Below are 13,372 nucleotides of genomic sequence, written 5' to 3'. Positions count from 1 at the left end.
TGTGGGAGAGCCTCGTGGCCATCGAAATACACTGGATCCGTGACGACCAGACCCTGGCCGAACTCTGCCAGAGGTGGCGCACGCTGCCCTTCGTGGCGCTCGACACCGAATTCATGCGGGTCGACACCTTTTATCCGAAAGCTGGGCTGATCCAGATCGGTGACGGCGAGCGCGCTTTTCTCATCGACCCGTTGCTGATCGGCAACTGGCAGCCTTTGGCCGACCTGCTGGAAGACAGCGGTGTGGTCAAGGTGCTGCACGCCTGCAGCGAAGACCTCGAAGTGCTGCTGCGCCTGACCGGCAAGCTGCCGCAGCCGCTGTTCGACACGCAGTTGGCCGCGGGCTACCTGAACCTGGGCTTCTCCATGGGCTATTCGCGCCTGGTCCAGGAAGTGCTGGGCCTTGAATTGCCCAAGGGTGAGACCCGCTCGGACTGGCTGCAGCGCCCGCTGTCGGACACCCAGATCAGCTACGCAGCCGAAGATGCCGTGCACCTGGCCGAACTGTTTGCCGCCCTGCGCCCACGTCTGTCGGACGACAAGTACGCGTGGGTGCTGGAAGACGGTGCCGAACTGGTCGCGGCCTTGCGCCGCGAGGTCGAGCCCGAAACCCTGTACCGCGATGTGAAGCTGGCCTGGAAGCTGAGCCGCCAGCAACTGGCGGTGCTGCGGGAACTGTGCGCCTGGCGCGAGCGTGAAGCACGCAGCCGCGATGTGCCGCGCAACCGCATTCTCAAGGAGCACTCGCTGTGGCCGATGGCCAAGAACCAGCCGGACAACCTGTCGGCCCTGGCCAAGATCGACGACATGCATCCGCGCACCATCCGCCAGGATGGCGCCTGCCTGGTCGAGGTGATCAAACGGGCCGCCAGCCTGCCGCCTGAGCAATGGCCGGCGACGCTGCCCGAGCCGCTTCCGATCGAAGCGGCCGGCATCCTCAAGCGCCTGCGCGCCATCGGCCAGGCCGAAGGCGAGCGTCTGGGCATTGCCCCGGAGCTGATGCTGCGCAAAAAGGCCCTGGAAGCCTTGCTCAAGAGCGGCTACCCCAATGGCCCCTATCAACTGCCCGATTCGTTGCGCGGCTGGCGCCGTGAGCGGATGGGCCAGGCCCTGCTGGACGAACTGGCGGGCGCCGGAGAAACCCGATGAAACGTATCTGCTCGATCTACAAGAGCCCGCGCAAGAACGAGATGTACCTCTACGTACTCAAGGCCGAGGGCCTGGAGCGCGTGCCCGAGGCGCTGCTGCCGTTCTTCGGCACGCCCGTACATGCCTTCGACCTGGTGCTGAGCCCCGAGCGCAAGCTCGCCCGCGAGGACATTGCCAAGGTGCTGGACAATCTTGATAACCAGGGTTACCACCTGCAGATGCCACCGGCCGAGGACGAGTACATCGAACATTTGCCGGAAGAGCTTCTGCGCCGTAACGACCCGGTCTGATCCGGCCACGATCCCTCCACACCCTCAGGTGGCCTGCATGCCGGGCCGCCTTCGTTGTCTGCCAAGGTTGTCACTTTGATGCGCGTTCTGATCGCTGAGCAGGATCATGCCAACTATGCCGGGCTGCTGGCTGGCGCGGCCCCGGACCTGGAAATCCTGACCAGCGGCGATTCCGCCGAGCTGGCCTTGCAGGCACCCCAGTGTTCGGTCTGGCTGGGCCAGCCAGACTTGCTGGCAAGCCTGCTGCGCCAGGGCCACAAGCCGGCCTGGATGCAATCGACCTGGGCCGGCATCACGCCCTTGCTGGCCGATGGCCTGCCGCGTGATTACCGCCTGACCCGTGCGGTCGGCATCTTTGGCCAAGTGATGGCCGAGTACATGCTCACCTACATGCTGGGGCACGAGCGCGAAGTGCTGTCTCGGCTGGTGAGCCAGGTAGAGCGCCGGTGGGACGACCGCCCGGGGGGGACGCTCGAAGGGCGCAAGGTGCTGATCGTGGGCACCGGCGATATCGGCCAGCGTGTAGCCGAATGCCTCTTGCCGTTTGGCATGACCCTGTATGGCATCGCCAGCACGCCCCGCGAGCAGGCGCCGTTCGTCGAGGTCGCCGGGTTGGCTGATTTGCCGCGGATGGTCGGGCAGGCCGATTACGTGCTCAACCTGTTGCCGGATACGCCGGCAACCCATGATCTTTATGATGCCGCACTGTTCAAGTGTTTCCAGCCTAGCGCGCTGTTCATCAATGCCGGGCGTGGTGTGGCGGTGGTCGATGCCGACCTGGTCCAGGCGCTGAAGCAGGGCGACCTGGCGGGCGCGGTGATCGATGTGTGCCGGCAGGAGCCGTTGCCGCAGCGTCACCCGTTCTGGACCGCGTGGGGGTTGTTGCTGACCGGGCACAGCTCGGCACCGACTTCGCCAGCGGCGATGGTACGGTTGTTTGTCGAGAACGTGCGGCACTACCAGGCAGGGCAAGGTTTGCGTGGCGAAGTGGATTTCGCGCGGGGCTATTGAACTGCAGCCATAGGGCACTGACAGGCGGTCTGGCATTGCCCAAGGCCAGGCTCTAGACTGGCGCCGCCATGGCGCCACGCTCAAAACCACAGAACAAAGCCGTAAGCGCCGCAATTTGCCTGGAGCCTCCAGCGTGAAGCTTGGCGCAGGCCCAATGCAGGAAACCCGTGTGATGATCGCTGAAAGCGCGCCGTTCTGGCGGCGCAAGACCCTCGAACAACTCGACCCGCAAGAGTGGGAATCGCTGTGTGACGGCTGTGGCCTTTGCTGCCTGCAAAAGCTCGAGGACGAGGACGACAACAGCGTCTATTACACCCGTATCGCCTGCAAGCTGCTGGACATGAACACCTGCCAGTGCAGCGATTACCCCAACCGTTTCGCCCAGGTGCCCGATTGTATTCAGCTCACCCCAGGCAAGGCTGACCAGTTCAAGTGGCTGCCGAGCACCTGCGGGTATCGCCTGGTCAGCGAGGGCAAGGACCTGCCGGCCTGGCACCACCTGGTCTGTGGCGATCGCACCCAGGTGCATGAACAGCGCATTTCCCAGTCCGGGCGTATGCTCAGGGAGCAGGATGTGGACGAAGACGACTGGGAAGACCACCTGATTTTTCGCGCCAGCTGAGCGGCACCCTCCGTCGCCTCTGGGGAACAAGGAGTTTCTGTATGCGTTGCCAGCTGTTGCTCCTGCTGGGCCTTATGGCCTGCTCGCCGGCCTGGGCGAAGAAAGTCGACCTCGACTATCAGGTGCGGCTGCTGCCTGCCAATGGCCAGGCCGAAGTGCGCCTGACCCTGGCAGACGGCAGTGCCGTGCGTAGCCTGGACTTCGACCTGGGCAAGCAGGGGGCGTACAGCGGCTTCCAGGCGGACGGCCAGTGGCAGGTGCAGGGGGAGCGCGGCGTGTGGCACCCGGCGGCGGGCAAGACCAGCCTCAGCTACCGGGTCAAGCTGGACCAGAAGGTGCGCAGCGGCGCCTATTCCTCACGCATCACGCCCCACTGGGCGTTGTTCCTGGGTGACCAGTTGGTGCCACCGGCACGCCTCGACCAGCAAGACGGCACCGAACTGGTGGCGCGCCTGTCGGTCGACCTGCCTGAAGGCTGGAAAAGCATCGAAACGTCCTGGCCGCGTATCGGCAAGGACAAGTTCCGTATCGACAACGTGTCGCGCCTGTTCGATCGCCCGACTGGCTGGATGCTGGCCGGCGACCTTGGCAGCCGACGTGCGCGCCTGGGCGAGACGGACGTGACGGTGGCGGCACCGGTAGGGCAGGGCATGCGCCGCATGGACAGTCTCACCCTGTTGACCTTCGTCTGGCCGCACCTGCAGGCCGTATTCCCCCGCGACCCGGCAAAGTTGCTGTTGGTGGGGGCACGCGATGGCATGTGGCGCGGAGCAATGTCAGCGCGGGGCTCGCTGTACCTGCACAGCGCGCGGCCCATGGTCAGTGAGAGCGGTAACAGCCCGTTGCTGCGTGAACTGGTGCAGCTGTTTGCGCAGATCCGTGTGAGTGCTGACAGCGACTGGCTGGGCCAAAGCCTCAGCGATTATTACGCCGACGAGTTGCTGCGCCGGGCGGGGGGTGTGAGCGATGACCGCTACCAGGTGTGGCAGGCGCGTTTGCAGAAGCAGGGTGCCAAGGTCAGCCAGCTGCGTGGTGAGCGGGCAAGTACGGCCCAGGTTGCCCGTGGGGTGTTGCTGCTGCAGGCGCTGGACAAGGAAATACGCATCCACACCCAGGCCAAGCGCTCGCTGGATGATGTGACGCAGGCGCTCATGCGCTTGCCGAAGGTGAGCACCGAGGAATTCGTGCAGATCAGTGAGAACGTGCTGGGGCGCCGATCCGAAGTGTTGCAGAGCAAGGCGTTGCGTTAGCGCCAGGCTGGCTCAGCCGGCCCTGTCGCCGGCAGGCCTGCTTCCACTTCTGCCACACCGTTTCAACGGGCTGGGCAGTGAGGGTGGGTGCAGGCTTGCCGGCGACAGGGCCCGTACAAGCCGCTGATCAACTACCCGTGAGCGGGTCCTTCCCCGTTACCGTCACCCCCTCCGTCGCCGCCTCGGCACTGCGTTTGAGCGCCTCGAGCTCGGTGGCACTGCGTTCGATATCCGAGCGCAAACGGTGATATTCCTGTCGATGCTTCTGCCACCAGGCCTTGGTCGAGCAATGCCCACTGACCCCGCGCGCCACCGCAATGCCACCGAACACCATCTGCAGTAGCCCGACCAGCCCGCCGTGGCGCATACCCTTGGTGAACATCAGCGCACCACCGGCCAGTGAACCGACCCGCTCCAGGCCCTGTACGTTATGGTCCGGTGACGCCGTAGTGGAATGAATATCGAGCATGGCAAGCCCTCCATCTGAAGTGTAAGCAGCTGACCAGAGGGTTGCTGCACACGTTCAGTCGGTTTGCCAGGTGGTCACATGTGCCCATGCCGGCAGGGCGCTGCGCTATTTGAACTTGGGCCCCGAGCGGGTATTGAGGCCCTTGGCCAAACGGTCGTACAACACCACGTTCACCGTCGCGGCCAGGTTCATGCAGCCTTCGGTGGGGATATAGATGGTTTCTTCGCACCACGCGCGCACGTTCGCATCGAGGCTGCCGTCTTCCGGCCCGAAGATGTAAATGGCGCGATCAGGGTGGGTGTATTCAGGCAAGGGCCGAGCACCTTCCACCAACTCCACTGCAACGGGTGTGCAACCCAGCGGGATGATGCGCTGCAGGTCGTCGATGCCGATCAACGGAATATCGTAGTGCACGCGCTTGGTGTCAGTGACGAAGTCGCGGGCGCGCTCATAGCGCTTGCCGGTGTAGAACACCGAGTTCACGCCGTAGCAACCCGCTGCGCGCATCACCGAGCCTACGTTCTCTGCAGATTTTGGGTTGAACAGGCCGATGCAACTGTACCGTTTGTTAGCCACGTGCCGGGGCCCTTCGCAAAAAAAGCGCGATTATACGGGCTCGCCGGCGGCAGCGGGGGGCTCTGTCGACAGTCAGTCTTTCTTCAGCAAGCCAGCCAGCCCGGCGAACGGGTTGTGCGTGGCCTTGGCAATGCTCGGGGTGCTGGTGGAGCCTTCGCTGAAGTACTGCTGGTCGGTATAGCGCGAATGCTCGTTGTCGTGGCAGTACAGGCACAGCAGCTCCCAGTTGGAGCCGTCCTGTGGGTTGTTGTCATGGTTGTGGTCACGGTGATGAACGGTCAGCTCGCTCAGGCGCTTGCCGGCGAACTCACGGGCGCAACGGCCGCACACGTGCGGGTACATTCTCAAGGCTTTGTCGCGGTAGCCCATCTCTTTGTCGCGCTTGGCGTCGGCGAGGATACGGTCGAGGCGGGCGGTGGCGGCGGACGTGGATGCCGAACTCATGGTGTTTCCTTTGTTCTGATCAGGCAGGTAACGGTTATGCCAATGAGTCTAGCGCGCTTGCGGGGCAAGCGGACAGGCGAAAACGCGTATTAAGGCGTAGCCTGTAGAAATGTTCAGACAGGAGGTTGCTGATGTTTCGTGCGATCCTCGCCGCGCTGCTTTTAGCCGGCCTGCCCTTGGTGCATGCCGCCGGCACGCCGCCACGTATCACCACACCGGTGCCGGGAGCACCTGGCACAGCAACGCCCACGCCGTACCCTCAGATTACCCCGAGCACTGCCCCCAAGGCCTATGACAGGCAGCCCGGCGCGCCGCTGCTGCCGCCCATTCCGCTGCCAGGGCCGCCGAAGGATCAGCCACTGCCTGGGTTGCGCACCGAACCTGACAAGCCGGCTGCGAAGGATAATTAAAGCGCCAGGCGCTGCCCGTCCTGCATCCGTAGGCGTTTCGACAAGGCTACGGCCAATGCGCGGATGATCCGTGCGGCGATGCGTGGGGCTTCGTTGAGCATCTTTTCCAGCGAATCCTTGCCCAAGGTCAGCAGCAGGCAGTCGCTGGCAGCCATGCAACTGGCCGAGCGGCGCTCGCCGTCCAGCACAGCCATTTCGCCGAAGGCGCGGCCACTGCGCAGCGTGGCGATCTCCACTTGGGCACCGTGGGCGTCGGTCTTGCGCACTGAAACCACCCCCCGGTGCAGGATGCACATGAAGGTGCCGGCATCGCCTTCGTTGAAGATGGTTTCGCCTTCGACCAGGGTGGCGAGGCTGAAGTAGCCTGCGGCGGTATGGAAGTCACCGGGCTGCAAGGTATCGAACAGGTCGCAGTCCATGAGCATGTCGCGGATTTCGGCGCTGAGATGGGTCTGGTCGGGCATGTGTCGTTCTTCTTGGCGGGTGTTGTCCGAAAGTTCTGAGGCCGCCCTGATCGTCGGCTTGCCGGCAATCAGGGCCATTGGCCCTCGAAGCTATGACAACGAAAAGCGCGTTTTAAACCACGCCCAGCTCATTGAAGACGAACGCATATTCCAGTGCCACGTCTCGCAACCCCTGGTAGCGCCCGCTCATACCGCCGTGGCCGGCTCCCATCTCGGTCTTGAGCAGCAGCAGGTTGCTGTCGGTCTTGAGTGTACGCAGGCGCGCCACCCACTTGGCTGCCTCCCAATACTGCACGCGGCTGTCGTTATAGCCAGCGACCACCAGCATGGCCGGGTAGGCCTGGGCGCTGACATTCTCGTAGGGCGCGTAGGCCTTGATCCGCTCGTACACCTGTGGCTCTTGCGGGTTGCCCCATTCGTCGTACTCGGTGACGGTCAATGGCAGGTCGGGGTCGAGCATGGTGTTGAGCACGTCGACGAACGGCACTTCGGCGATGGCGCAGCGGAACAGCTCCGGGCGCAGGTTGAGCACGGCACCGATCAGCAGGCCACCGGCGCTGCCGCCACTGATGGCCAAGCGGTCGGAGGCTGTCACGCCCTGGGCGATCAGGTGCTCGGCGCAGGCGATGAAGTCGCTGAAGCTGTTGGGCTTGTGCTCCTGCTTGCCGGCGCGATACCAGGCTTCACCCAGCTCGCCGCCACCGCGCACATGGGCGATGGCAAAGGCTACACCGCGTTGCAGCAGGCTCAGGCGGGCATGCGAGAACCACGGGTCGAGGCTCTCGCCGTAGGCACCGTAACCGTACAGGTACAGAGGTACCGTCTTGCCCTGGTCTTGTTTGCGGCGTACCAGGCTGATCGGCACCTGGGTGCCATCGGCGGCGGTGGCCCACAGGCGTTCGCTGACGTAGTCACCGGCATCGAAATCGCCCAGCACCGGGGTTTGCTTGAGCACCGCCTGCGCGCCCGTGGCCAGATCCAGCTGACGCACCTGGGCCGGGCGGTTGAGCGCCTCGTAGCGCAGGCGGATGCGCGTGCTGGCGAACTCCAGGCTGTCCTGCACGTACAGGCTATAGGCCGCGTCAGGCAGTTCGACGCGGTAGGCCGGCGTGCCTTGCGGGCGCACTTCGATGATCGGTAGCCCGCCTTCACGCAGGCTCAAGGTGAGGGCGCTGGCGTTGAGGCTCAGGCCTTCGAGCATGACCTCGTCGCGGTGTGGTACCAGCACCTGCCATTGCTCACGGGTGGGCACCTGGTCTGCCGCTGCCTGGTACAGCGCGAAGTTGATACCGTCCTGATTGCTGCGGATGAACCATCGCCACTGGCCATCGAGCTGGCCGTGGTCGGGGAAGTACTCGTGGCCCTCGGCGCGCGGTGCCAGGCAGGTGAATGCCGCCCGCGGCGTTTCAGCGTCCAGCACCCAGGCTTCGCTGGTGGTCTTGCTGTTGAGCAGCAAAACCAGCTGGCGCTCGGAGCTGGCGCGGTAACAGTGCAGGAAAAAACGCCCGTCCGGCTCTTCGAATACGGTCGGCGCGCCGGTTTCGCCCAGCGTGTGACGGCGCAGCCGCCACGGGCGGTGGGTATCGTCCAGTTCGGCGAAGAACAGCGTCTGGCTGTCATTGGCCCAGGTCAGGCTGCCGTCGCAGTCGTCGAAGGGCAGGGCGGTCAGGTTGCCGCTGGCCAGGTCCTTGACGTACAGGCTGTAGACCTCGTCGCCGCTGGTGTCGAGGCTGTAGGCCAGCAGGCGGTGATCGGGGCTGACGCTGAAGCCGCCAAGGGCCAGAAAGCCGCCGTTGGCCAGGGCGTTGGGGTCGAGCAGCAGCTGTTCCTGGCGTTCGTCCACTGTGTTGCTGTCATCGGCAGGCCGTGGGCAGCGATAGTGGCGCGGGTACTCATCGCCCGCTGTGGTGCGGGTGTAATACAGGTAGGGGCCCCAGGGGGAGGGCAATGACAGGTCAGTTTCCAGGATACGGCCCTTGATCTCTTCGAACAGCTGTTCGCGCAGGGGCGCCTGGTCGGCCAGGCACGCTTGCTGGTAGGCGTTTTCGGCCTGCAGGTACTCAAGCACCTCAGGGGTGTCGCGCTGTTGCAACCAGGCGTAGGGGTCGGCGGCCTGGTCTTGGCGGGCGATGGGGGGCTGGAGCGCGTTGGGCATCGGGGATCTCTTGGCTGGGGGGGCGCCTGCGCCCGGAAAAGTGTTTATCATAGGCAACTCTTTGCCTGGCTTGCACGATCACCATGACCGAGAACGACTATACCCTCGCCTGGGGCCTTTACGCTGTTGCTGCCCTGGGTTGTCTCTGGGTGGGTTTCAAACTCACTGGCTGGATGTGGCGCTGGCTGCGCGAGCCGCTGCGGGTGATCCTCGCGGTCCTGTTATTGACCCCGACCGTCGTTGACCCCGGTAAGGATGCCATGGCCCCGGCCATCGCCATCACTGCCCTGGACGTTGCCTTCAAGGTGGGCAACAACGCCTGGCGCGCGGTATCGGATTTTGCCATGTACGGCCTGATCGCCTTTGGCCTGTACCTGGCCTTCGTGCTGCTGCGCTGGCCGCTGGAAAAGCGTGCCCGCGAGCGTCGCGAGCAGCAGGAGGCCGCAGCCAAGCGCCTGGCTGCCGAGGACGACCCAGTGGGCGTCGGGGCACCGCTGGCCGCCGAACGCGGTGACCGTTACCGCAATGACCCACCGCCTGCCGCGGCTTCTGGTGGCCGGGTCGAGCCACGTCTGTAAGCGGAGGCAGCACCATGTGCGAACTGCTGGGCATGAGCGCCAACGTCCCCACCGACATCGTCTTCAGCTTCACCGGCCTGATGCAACGTGGCGGCCGCACCGGCCCGCACCGTGACGGTTGGGGCATCGGTTTCTACGAAGGTCGCGGCCTGCGACTGTTCCAGGACCCGGCAGCGAGCAGCGAGTCGGAAGTCGCCAACCTGGTGCAGCGTTATCCGATCAAGAGCGAAGTGGTCATTGGCCATATCCGCCAGGCCAATGTGGGCCAGGTGTGCCTGTCCAATACGCACCCGTTCGTGCGCGAAATGTGGGGCCGTAACTGGTGCTTCGCCCACAACGGCCAGCTAGGGGCGTTCCAGGGTGAGGCAACCTTCTACCGGCCAGTGGGTGACACCGACAGCGAAGCCGCCTTTTGCGACTTGCTCAACCGCATCCGTGCCGCTTTCCCTGAGCCGGTCGCGGTGGAACAGCTGCTGCCGGTGTTGGTCGAAGCCTGTGCCGAGTACCGCGGCAAGGGCGTGTTCAACTGCCTGCTCAGCAATGGTGACTGGCTGTTCTGTTTCTGTTCGACCAAGCTGGTACACATTACCCGTCGCGCCCCCTTTGGCGCGGCGCGGTTGAAGGATGTCGACCTGATCGTCGACTTTCACACCCAAACCACCCCCAATGACGTGGTCACGGTGATTGCCACCGAGGCCTTGACCGAGAACGAGACCTGGCGGCGCTACGAACCGGGCCAATGGGGCCTGTGGCGGCACGGAGAGTGCGTTACGCAAGGCCAGAGCTAAGGACGCTGCATGTTCAGAAGTTACCTGCGGTTGCTGCTGTTCACCTTCGGCCTGCTGGCCGGTATCCAGGTGCCTGGGCTGGTCAAGGACTACAGCCAGCGGGTCGAGGCGCACCTGTTCGAATCGCGCCAGGCACTCGATGGCTTCAAACAGACCGCCGAACGTTTCTTCAAGGGCGATTTGCAGGCGCTGGTGCGGCATTACCGCAGCAGTGACGATGTGGTGTTCAACAGCGATGCCAACAGCATCGAAAGCCTGCTGATCCGCAACCAGATGCTCGAGGACGAATGGCAGGCCTTGCAAGGCTCGTGGGTCAGCCGCACCTGGCATGTGCTGGTGCAGCCTGATCCGCAGATGCGCGACGAGACGCTCAAGGGGTACAGCTATCAGATTCTCCTGGTGCCGGAGGCGATTGGCTGGGGCGTGGGGGCAGGGTTTGTGCTGGCGTTTGTCGTCGAAAGCCTGTTGCTGGGAATTGGCTGGGTGATTCTTGGTGGGCGGCGTAAGGTGGTTAAAGAGAGTTGGCGTTGATCACGCTGTGTCAGGCCCGGCCCTTTCGCCGGCAAGCCGGCTGCCACATGGATTGCGCCCGCTTATGGAACTTGGGCAAGACGGTTGCTTACACAGGTCCAGCGCAGGCCTTAAGGACTCCGCGGTCGGGGTGGGAGCCGGCTTGCCGGCGATGGGCTGCGCAAGCAGCCCTTATCACACGAATTGCCTAACATTAACCTCAGGTCGCCTCCCAAAGGACTTGCATCAACTTCCTGGCAGTTGGGTAAGACAGTTGCCTGCCTGGTAGCGCTGTGAACGCCGGTACAGGGACCAGCATTTCTCAGACCAGCACAATCCGCTGCCCCCCCCACATCCCGCGCATAGCGCTCCAGCACTTGCCGGCACACCCCGACCACTTCATCCACCAGCGCTACCCCAGTCTGCCAGGCCACCACCAGTTCCAGGCTCGGCGGTGGTTGCAACCCTTCGAGCAGCACCAACTCCCCCCGGCTCAGTTCAGCGTCCACCAGCGCGGGCGGCAGCGCACCAATGCCGAAGCCGTCGCGCAACAGCCGTGTGATCGCCGCCACCGAGTTCACGCAGTTGAGCCGCGGGGTTTGGGCGCCAGCGGCCTGCAACAGGCTGAGCACCTCCTGGTGCGGCCGTGAGTTCTTCGAGAACGTGACGATCCGCTCACGCCCAAGCTCGGCCAACGAAGCGTAGTCACGGTGCTGGGCGGACCCTGCCGCCACCACCCAGCCCATCGGATAGCGCGCCAGGTCCAGGCTGCGGATCGACTGTTCGCGCAGCAGGTCGGTTTGCAGGATCACGTCGATAAAGCCTTTTTGCAGCTGTTCGCGCAAGTTCAGCGCAGTATCGGCCACCAACTCGATTTCCACCTGCGGGTAGCGTTCGCTCAACTCGGCCACCAGCGCGCTCATCCAGGTGTGGATCACGGTGTCCATCACGCCAAGGCGGATGCGCCCGACCTTGGCCCGGTCGCTGTCCAGCGACTGCTTCATGGCCTTGGCGGTATCGAGCATGCGCTCGGCATACTCCAGCACCTTGCTGCCCTCCGGGGTCAGGCTGACGCCGCGTGAATCGCGCAGCAGCAGCTTGACGCCCAAGTCGGCTTCCAGCGCCGCGATGCGGCTGGAGACCGACGCCTGGGTGGTGAATAGTTTTTCGGCGGTGAGGCGGAAGCTCTTGAGCCGGGCGACCCAGACGAAGGTTTCGAGGAAGCGTAGGTTCATGATCAGTTTTTCTTGTTCCAGACCGGCGGTTTTTCTCGTTGGACTCGGGCGCTGCGGGCTCTGAACATGACGCCCAGGCCGCGACGCCAGACGTCGCCCATAAAACAATACCAACAAGCCGAGGCAAGCATGAACCCAAGCGGCGTGCAGCAACAGGTGCAATCCCCACCTTCGACCGGGCCGTTCGCCTGGTACCGCGACATCGACTCCCAGCAACGGCGCACGTTCTGGAGCTGCAAGATCGGCTATGGCCTGGACGGCATGGACACGCAGATGCTCAGCTTCGTCATCCCCACGCTGATCATGCTGTGGGGCATCAGCACTACCGAAGCCGGGCTGATCCACACCAGCACCCTGATCGCGTCGGCCATCGGCGGCTGGGTCGCTGGTATCCTCTCCGATCGCATCGGCCGCGTACGCACCTTGCAACTGACGGTGCTGTGGTTCGCCTTCTTCACCTTCCTCTGCGGCTTCGCCCAGAACTACGAACAGCTGCTGATCGCCCGGACCCTGATGGGCTTCGGCTTTGGCGGCGAATGGACCGCCGGCGCGGTGCTGATCGGTGAGGTGATCCGCGCCCAGGACCGTGGCAAGGCGGTGGGCATGGTGCAGTCCGGGTGGGCCATCGGCTGGGGCCTCACGGCTATCCTCTATGCCCTGCTGTTCTCCTGGCTACCGGCGGAGCAGGCGTGGCGCGCGCTGTTCCTGCTGGGGCTGGTGCCGGCCATTTTCGTGATATTCGTCCGCCGCCTGGTCAAAGACCCTGAGGTGTATCGCCAGGCCAAGGCAGTGCAGAGCAGCGAGGCGCCCTCGCAGTTCTACGAGATCTTCGCCCCCGGCATGCTCTGGACCACCGTACGTGCATCCCTGCTGACCACTGGTGCGCTGGGGGGTTACTACGCCATCACCTCGTGGCTGCCGACCTTCCTCAAGAATGAGCGCGGCTTGAGTGTGCTGGGTACCGGTGGCTATCTGGCGATGGTGATCGTCGGCTCCTACATCGGCTATGTGGTCAGCGCATACCTGTCTGACATTTTGGGGCGCAAGAAGAACTTCATCCTGTTCGCTGTGGGCTCGTTCATCATCGTGCTGCTGTATACCCAGATGCCGGTCAGCGATGGCGTGATGCTGTGGCTGGGTTTCCCGCTGGGCTTTTTCGCTTCGGGCATCTTCAGCGGCATGGGGGCCTTCCTCACCGAACTGTTCCCCACCCGCATCCGTGGCTCGGGGCAGGGGTTTTGTTACAACGTCGGCAAGATCATCGCCGCGATGTTCCCCTTGCTGATCGGCCTGCTTGGCCAGAAGGTGCCGCTGGGGCTGGGCATTGGCGGGTTTGCCGCGGTGTCGTACGGTGTGGTGATCCTGGCGGCCTTGAGCCTGCCGGAAACACGCGGCAAACACCTTCAGGCGCGTTAAGGTAGG

General features: G+C 64.0%; 15 protein-coding genes and 1 pseudogene. 10 read left to right on the top strand and 6 right to left on the bottom strand.

Annotation, left to right across the window (positions count from 1 at the left end; translation table 11 throughout):
• Window positions 1-14: 14 nt before the first annotated feature.
• The 5 genes from rnd to OSW16_RS20435 all read left to right on the top strand — a co-directional run bounded on the left by rnd (window position 15) and on the right by OSW16_RS20435 (window position 4,321).
• A complete protein-coding gene (gene rnd, locus OSW16_RS20455) occupies window positions 15-1,148 on the top strand; it encodes a ribonuclease D (protein ID WP_267818038.1) in 1,134 nt (377 codons plus the stop codon).
• Window positions 1,145-1,438: a YcgL domain-containing protein gene (locus tag OSW16_RS20450; protein WP_241806015.1), complete on the top strand. Its 294-nt coding sequence runs from the start codon at window positions 1,145-1,147 to the stop codon at window positions 1,436-1,438. The genes rnd and OSW16_RS20450 overlap by 4 nt, the downstream gene beginning before the upstream one ends.
• Window positions 1,439-1,516: 78 nt before the next feature.
• On the top strand, window positions 1,517-2,449 hold the full coding sequence (locus OSW16_RS20445; RefSeq protein ID WP_267818036.1) for a D-2-hydroxyacid dehydrogenase: 933 nt from the start codon (window positions 1,517-1,519) through the stop codon (window positions 2,447-2,449).
• 172 nt (window positions 2,450-2,621) lie between these two features.
• Window positions 2,622-3,071: a YcgN family cysteine cluster protein gene (locus tag OSW16_RS20440; RefSeq protein ID WP_241806017.1), complete on the top strand. Its 450-nt coding sequence runs from the start codon at window positions 2,622-2,624 to the stop codon at window positions 3,069-3,071.
• Window positions 3,072-3,112: 41 nt separating this feature from the next.
• Window positions 3,113-4,321: a hypothetical protein gene (locus OSW16_RS20435; protein WP_267818033.1), complete on the top strand. Its 1,209-nt coding sequence runs from the start codon at window positions 3,113-3,115 to the stop codon at window positions 4,319-4,321.
• Between the two features lie 127 nt (window positions 4,322-4,448).
• Here OSW16_RS20435 and OSW16_RS20430 read toward each other — a convergent pair whose 3' ends face one another.
• From OSW16_RS20430 to OSW16_RS20420, 3 genes are all read right to left on the bottom strand, one after another.
• Window positions 4,449-4,790, bottom strand: coding sequence for a DUF2892 domain-containing protein (locus OSW16_RS20430; RefSeq protein ID WP_267818031.1), 342 nt, complete (start codon window positions 4,788-4,790; stop codon window positions 4,449-4,451).
• 105 nt (window positions 4,791-4,895) lie between these two features.
• The gene (locus OSW16_RS20425; RefSeq protein ID WP_039602101.1) at window positions 4,896-5,366 is read right to left on the bottom strand and encodes an RNA methyltransferase; all 471 of its coding nucleotides are present in this window, start codon (window positions 5,364-5,366) and stop codon (window positions 4,896-4,898) included.
• Between the two features lie 72 nt (window positions 5,367-5,438).
• Window positions 5,439-5,810 carry a YajD family HNH nuclease gene (locus OSW16_RS20420; RefSeq protein ID WP_012315716.1) on the bottom strand — a complete coding sequence of 124 codons (372 nt, stop codon included), beginning with the start codon at window positions 5,808-5,810 and terminating at the stop codon, window positions 5,439-5,441.
• Window positions 5,811-5,941: 131 nt separating this feature from the next.
• On the opposite strand from OSW16_RS20420, the gene OSW16_RS20415 reads away from it, so the two are divergent.
• Window positions 5,942-6,220: a hypothetical protein gene (locus OSW16_RS20415; protein WP_267818027.1), complete on the top strand. Its 279-nt coding sequence runs from the start codon at window positions 5,942-5,944 to the stop codon at window positions 6,218-6,220.
• On the opposite strand, the gene OSW16_RS20410 is transcribed toward OSW16_RS20415, so the two are convergent.
• The gene (locus OSW16_RS20410) at window positions 6,217-6,684 is read right to left on the bottom strand and encodes a cyclic nucleotide-binding domain-containing protein (RefSeq protein WP_241806021.1); all 468 of its coding nucleotides are present in this window, start codon (window positions 6,682-6,684) and stop codon (window positions 6,217-6,219) included. The two genes, OSW16_RS20415 and OSW16_RS20410, sit on opposite strands and share 4 nt — an antisense overlap.
• A 112-nt stretch (window positions 6,685-6,796) precedes the next feature.
• Window positions 6,797-8,839, bottom strand: coding sequence for a S9 family peptidase (locus OSW16_RS20405; RefSeq protein ID WP_267818025.1), 2,043 nt, complete (start codon window positions 8,837-8,839; stop codon window positions 6,797-6,799).
• An 83-nt stretch (window positions 8,840-8,922) separates the two neighbouring features.
• On the opposite strand from OSW16_RS20405, the gene OSW16_RS20400 reads away from it, so the two are divergent.
• Genes OSW16_RS20400 through OSW16_RS20390 form a run of 3 tightly spaced genes read left to right on the top strand, consistent with a single transcriptional unit; the run spans window position 8,923 to window position 10,736 of the window.
• The gene (locus tag OSW16_RS20400; RefSeq protein WP_267818023.1) at window positions 8,923-9,417 is read left to right on the top strand and encodes an MFS transporter; all 495 of its coding nucleotides are present in this window, start codon (window positions 8,923-8,925) and stop codon (window positions 9,415-9,417) included.
• 14 nt (window positions 9,418-9,431) lie between these two features.
• A complete protein-coding gene (locus OSW16_RS20395; protein WP_241806024.1) occupies window positions 9,432-10,205 on the top strand; it encodes a class II glutamine amidotransferase in 774 nt (257 codons plus the stop codon).
• 9 nt (window positions 10,206-10,214) lie between these two features.
• A complete protein-coding gene (locus OSW16_RS20390) occupies window positions 10,215-10,736 on the top strand; it encodes a DUF2937 family protein (protein WP_267818021.1) in 522 nt (173 codons plus the stop codon).
• 326 nt (window positions 10,737-11,062) lie between these two features.
• Here the strand turns inward: OSW16_RS20390 and OSW16_RS20385 are convergent.
• Window positions 11,063-11,950: pseudogene (locus OSW16_RS20385) on the bottom strand (LysR family transcriptional regulator); the annotation flags it as partial.
• Between the two features lie 129 nt (window positions 11,951-12,079).
• On the opposite strand from OSW16_RS20385, the gene OSW16_RS20380 reads away from it, so the two are divergent.
• On the top strand, window positions 12,080-13,366 hold the full coding sequence (locus tag OSW16_RS20380; protein ID WP_267818019.1) for an MFS transporter: 1,287 nt from the start codon (window positions 12,080-12,082) through the stop codon (window positions 13,364-13,366).
• Window positions 13,367-13,372 lie beyond the last annotated feature (6 nt).

It is taken from the genome of Pseudomonas putida (genome assembly GCF_026625125.1).
In the GTDB taxonomy this organism is placed as follows: domain Bacteria; phylum Pseudomonadota; class Gammaproteobacteria; order Pseudomonadales; family Pseudomonadaceae; genus Aquipseudomonas; species Aquipseudomonas putida_X.
Note: the sequence above shows the minus strand (reverse complement) of the source record. Positions and strands in the feature narration are given on the sequence as shown.

Coding starts and splice junctions, on each gene's coding strand:
- OSW16_RS20400 (WP_267818023.1), top strand. CDS start 8,923: ATGACCGAGAACGACTATACCCTCGCCTGGGGCCTTTACGCTGTTGCT.
- OSW16_RS20395 (WP_241806024.1), top strand. CDS start 9,432: ATGTGCGAACTGCTGGGCATGAGCGCCAACGTCCCCACCGACATCGTC.
- OSW16_RS20405 (WP_267818025.1), bottom strand. CDS start 8,839: ATGCCCAACGCGCTCCAGCCCCCCATCGCCCGCCAAGACCAGGCCGCC.
- OSW16_RS20445 (WP_267818036.1), top strand. CDS start 1,517: ATGCGCGTTCTGATCGCTGAGCAGGATCATGCCAACTATGCCGGGCTG.
- OSW16_RS20430 (WP_267818031.1), bottom strand. CDS start 4,790: ATGCTCGATATTCATTCCACTACGGCGTCACCGGACCATAACGTACAG.
- OSW16_RS20390 (WP_267818021.1), top strand. CDS start 10,215: ATGTTCAGAAGTTACCTGCGGTTGCTGCTGTTCACCTTCGGCCTGCTG.
- OSW16_RS20420 (WP_012315716.1), bottom strand. CDS start 5,810: ATGAGTTCGGCATCCACGTCCGCCGCCACCGCCCGCCTCGACCGTATC.
- OSW16_RS20435 (WP_267818033.1), top strand. CDS start 3,113: ATGCGTTGCCAGCTGTTGCTCCTGCTGGGCCTTATGGCCTGCTCGCCG.
- OSW16_RS20410 (WP_241806021.1), bottom strand. CDS start 6,684: ATGCCCGACCAGACCCATCTCAGCGCCGAAATCCGCGACATGCTCATG.
- OSW16_RS20450 (WP_241806015.1), top strand. CDS start 1,145: ATGAAACGTATCTGCTCGATCTACAAGAGCCCGCGCAAGAACGAGATG.
- OSW16_RS20380 (WP_267818019.1), top strand. CDS start 12,080: ATGAACCCAAGCGGCGTGCAGCAACAGGTGCAATCCCCACCTTCGACC.
- OSW16_RS20440 (WP_241806017.1), top strand. CDS start 2,622: ATGATCGCTGAAAGCGCGCCGTTCTGGCGGCGCAAGACCCTCGAACAA.
- OSW16_RS20415 (WP_267818027.1), top strand. CDS start 5,942: ATGTTTCGTGCGATCCTCGCCGCGCTGCTTTTAGCCGGCCTGCCCTTG.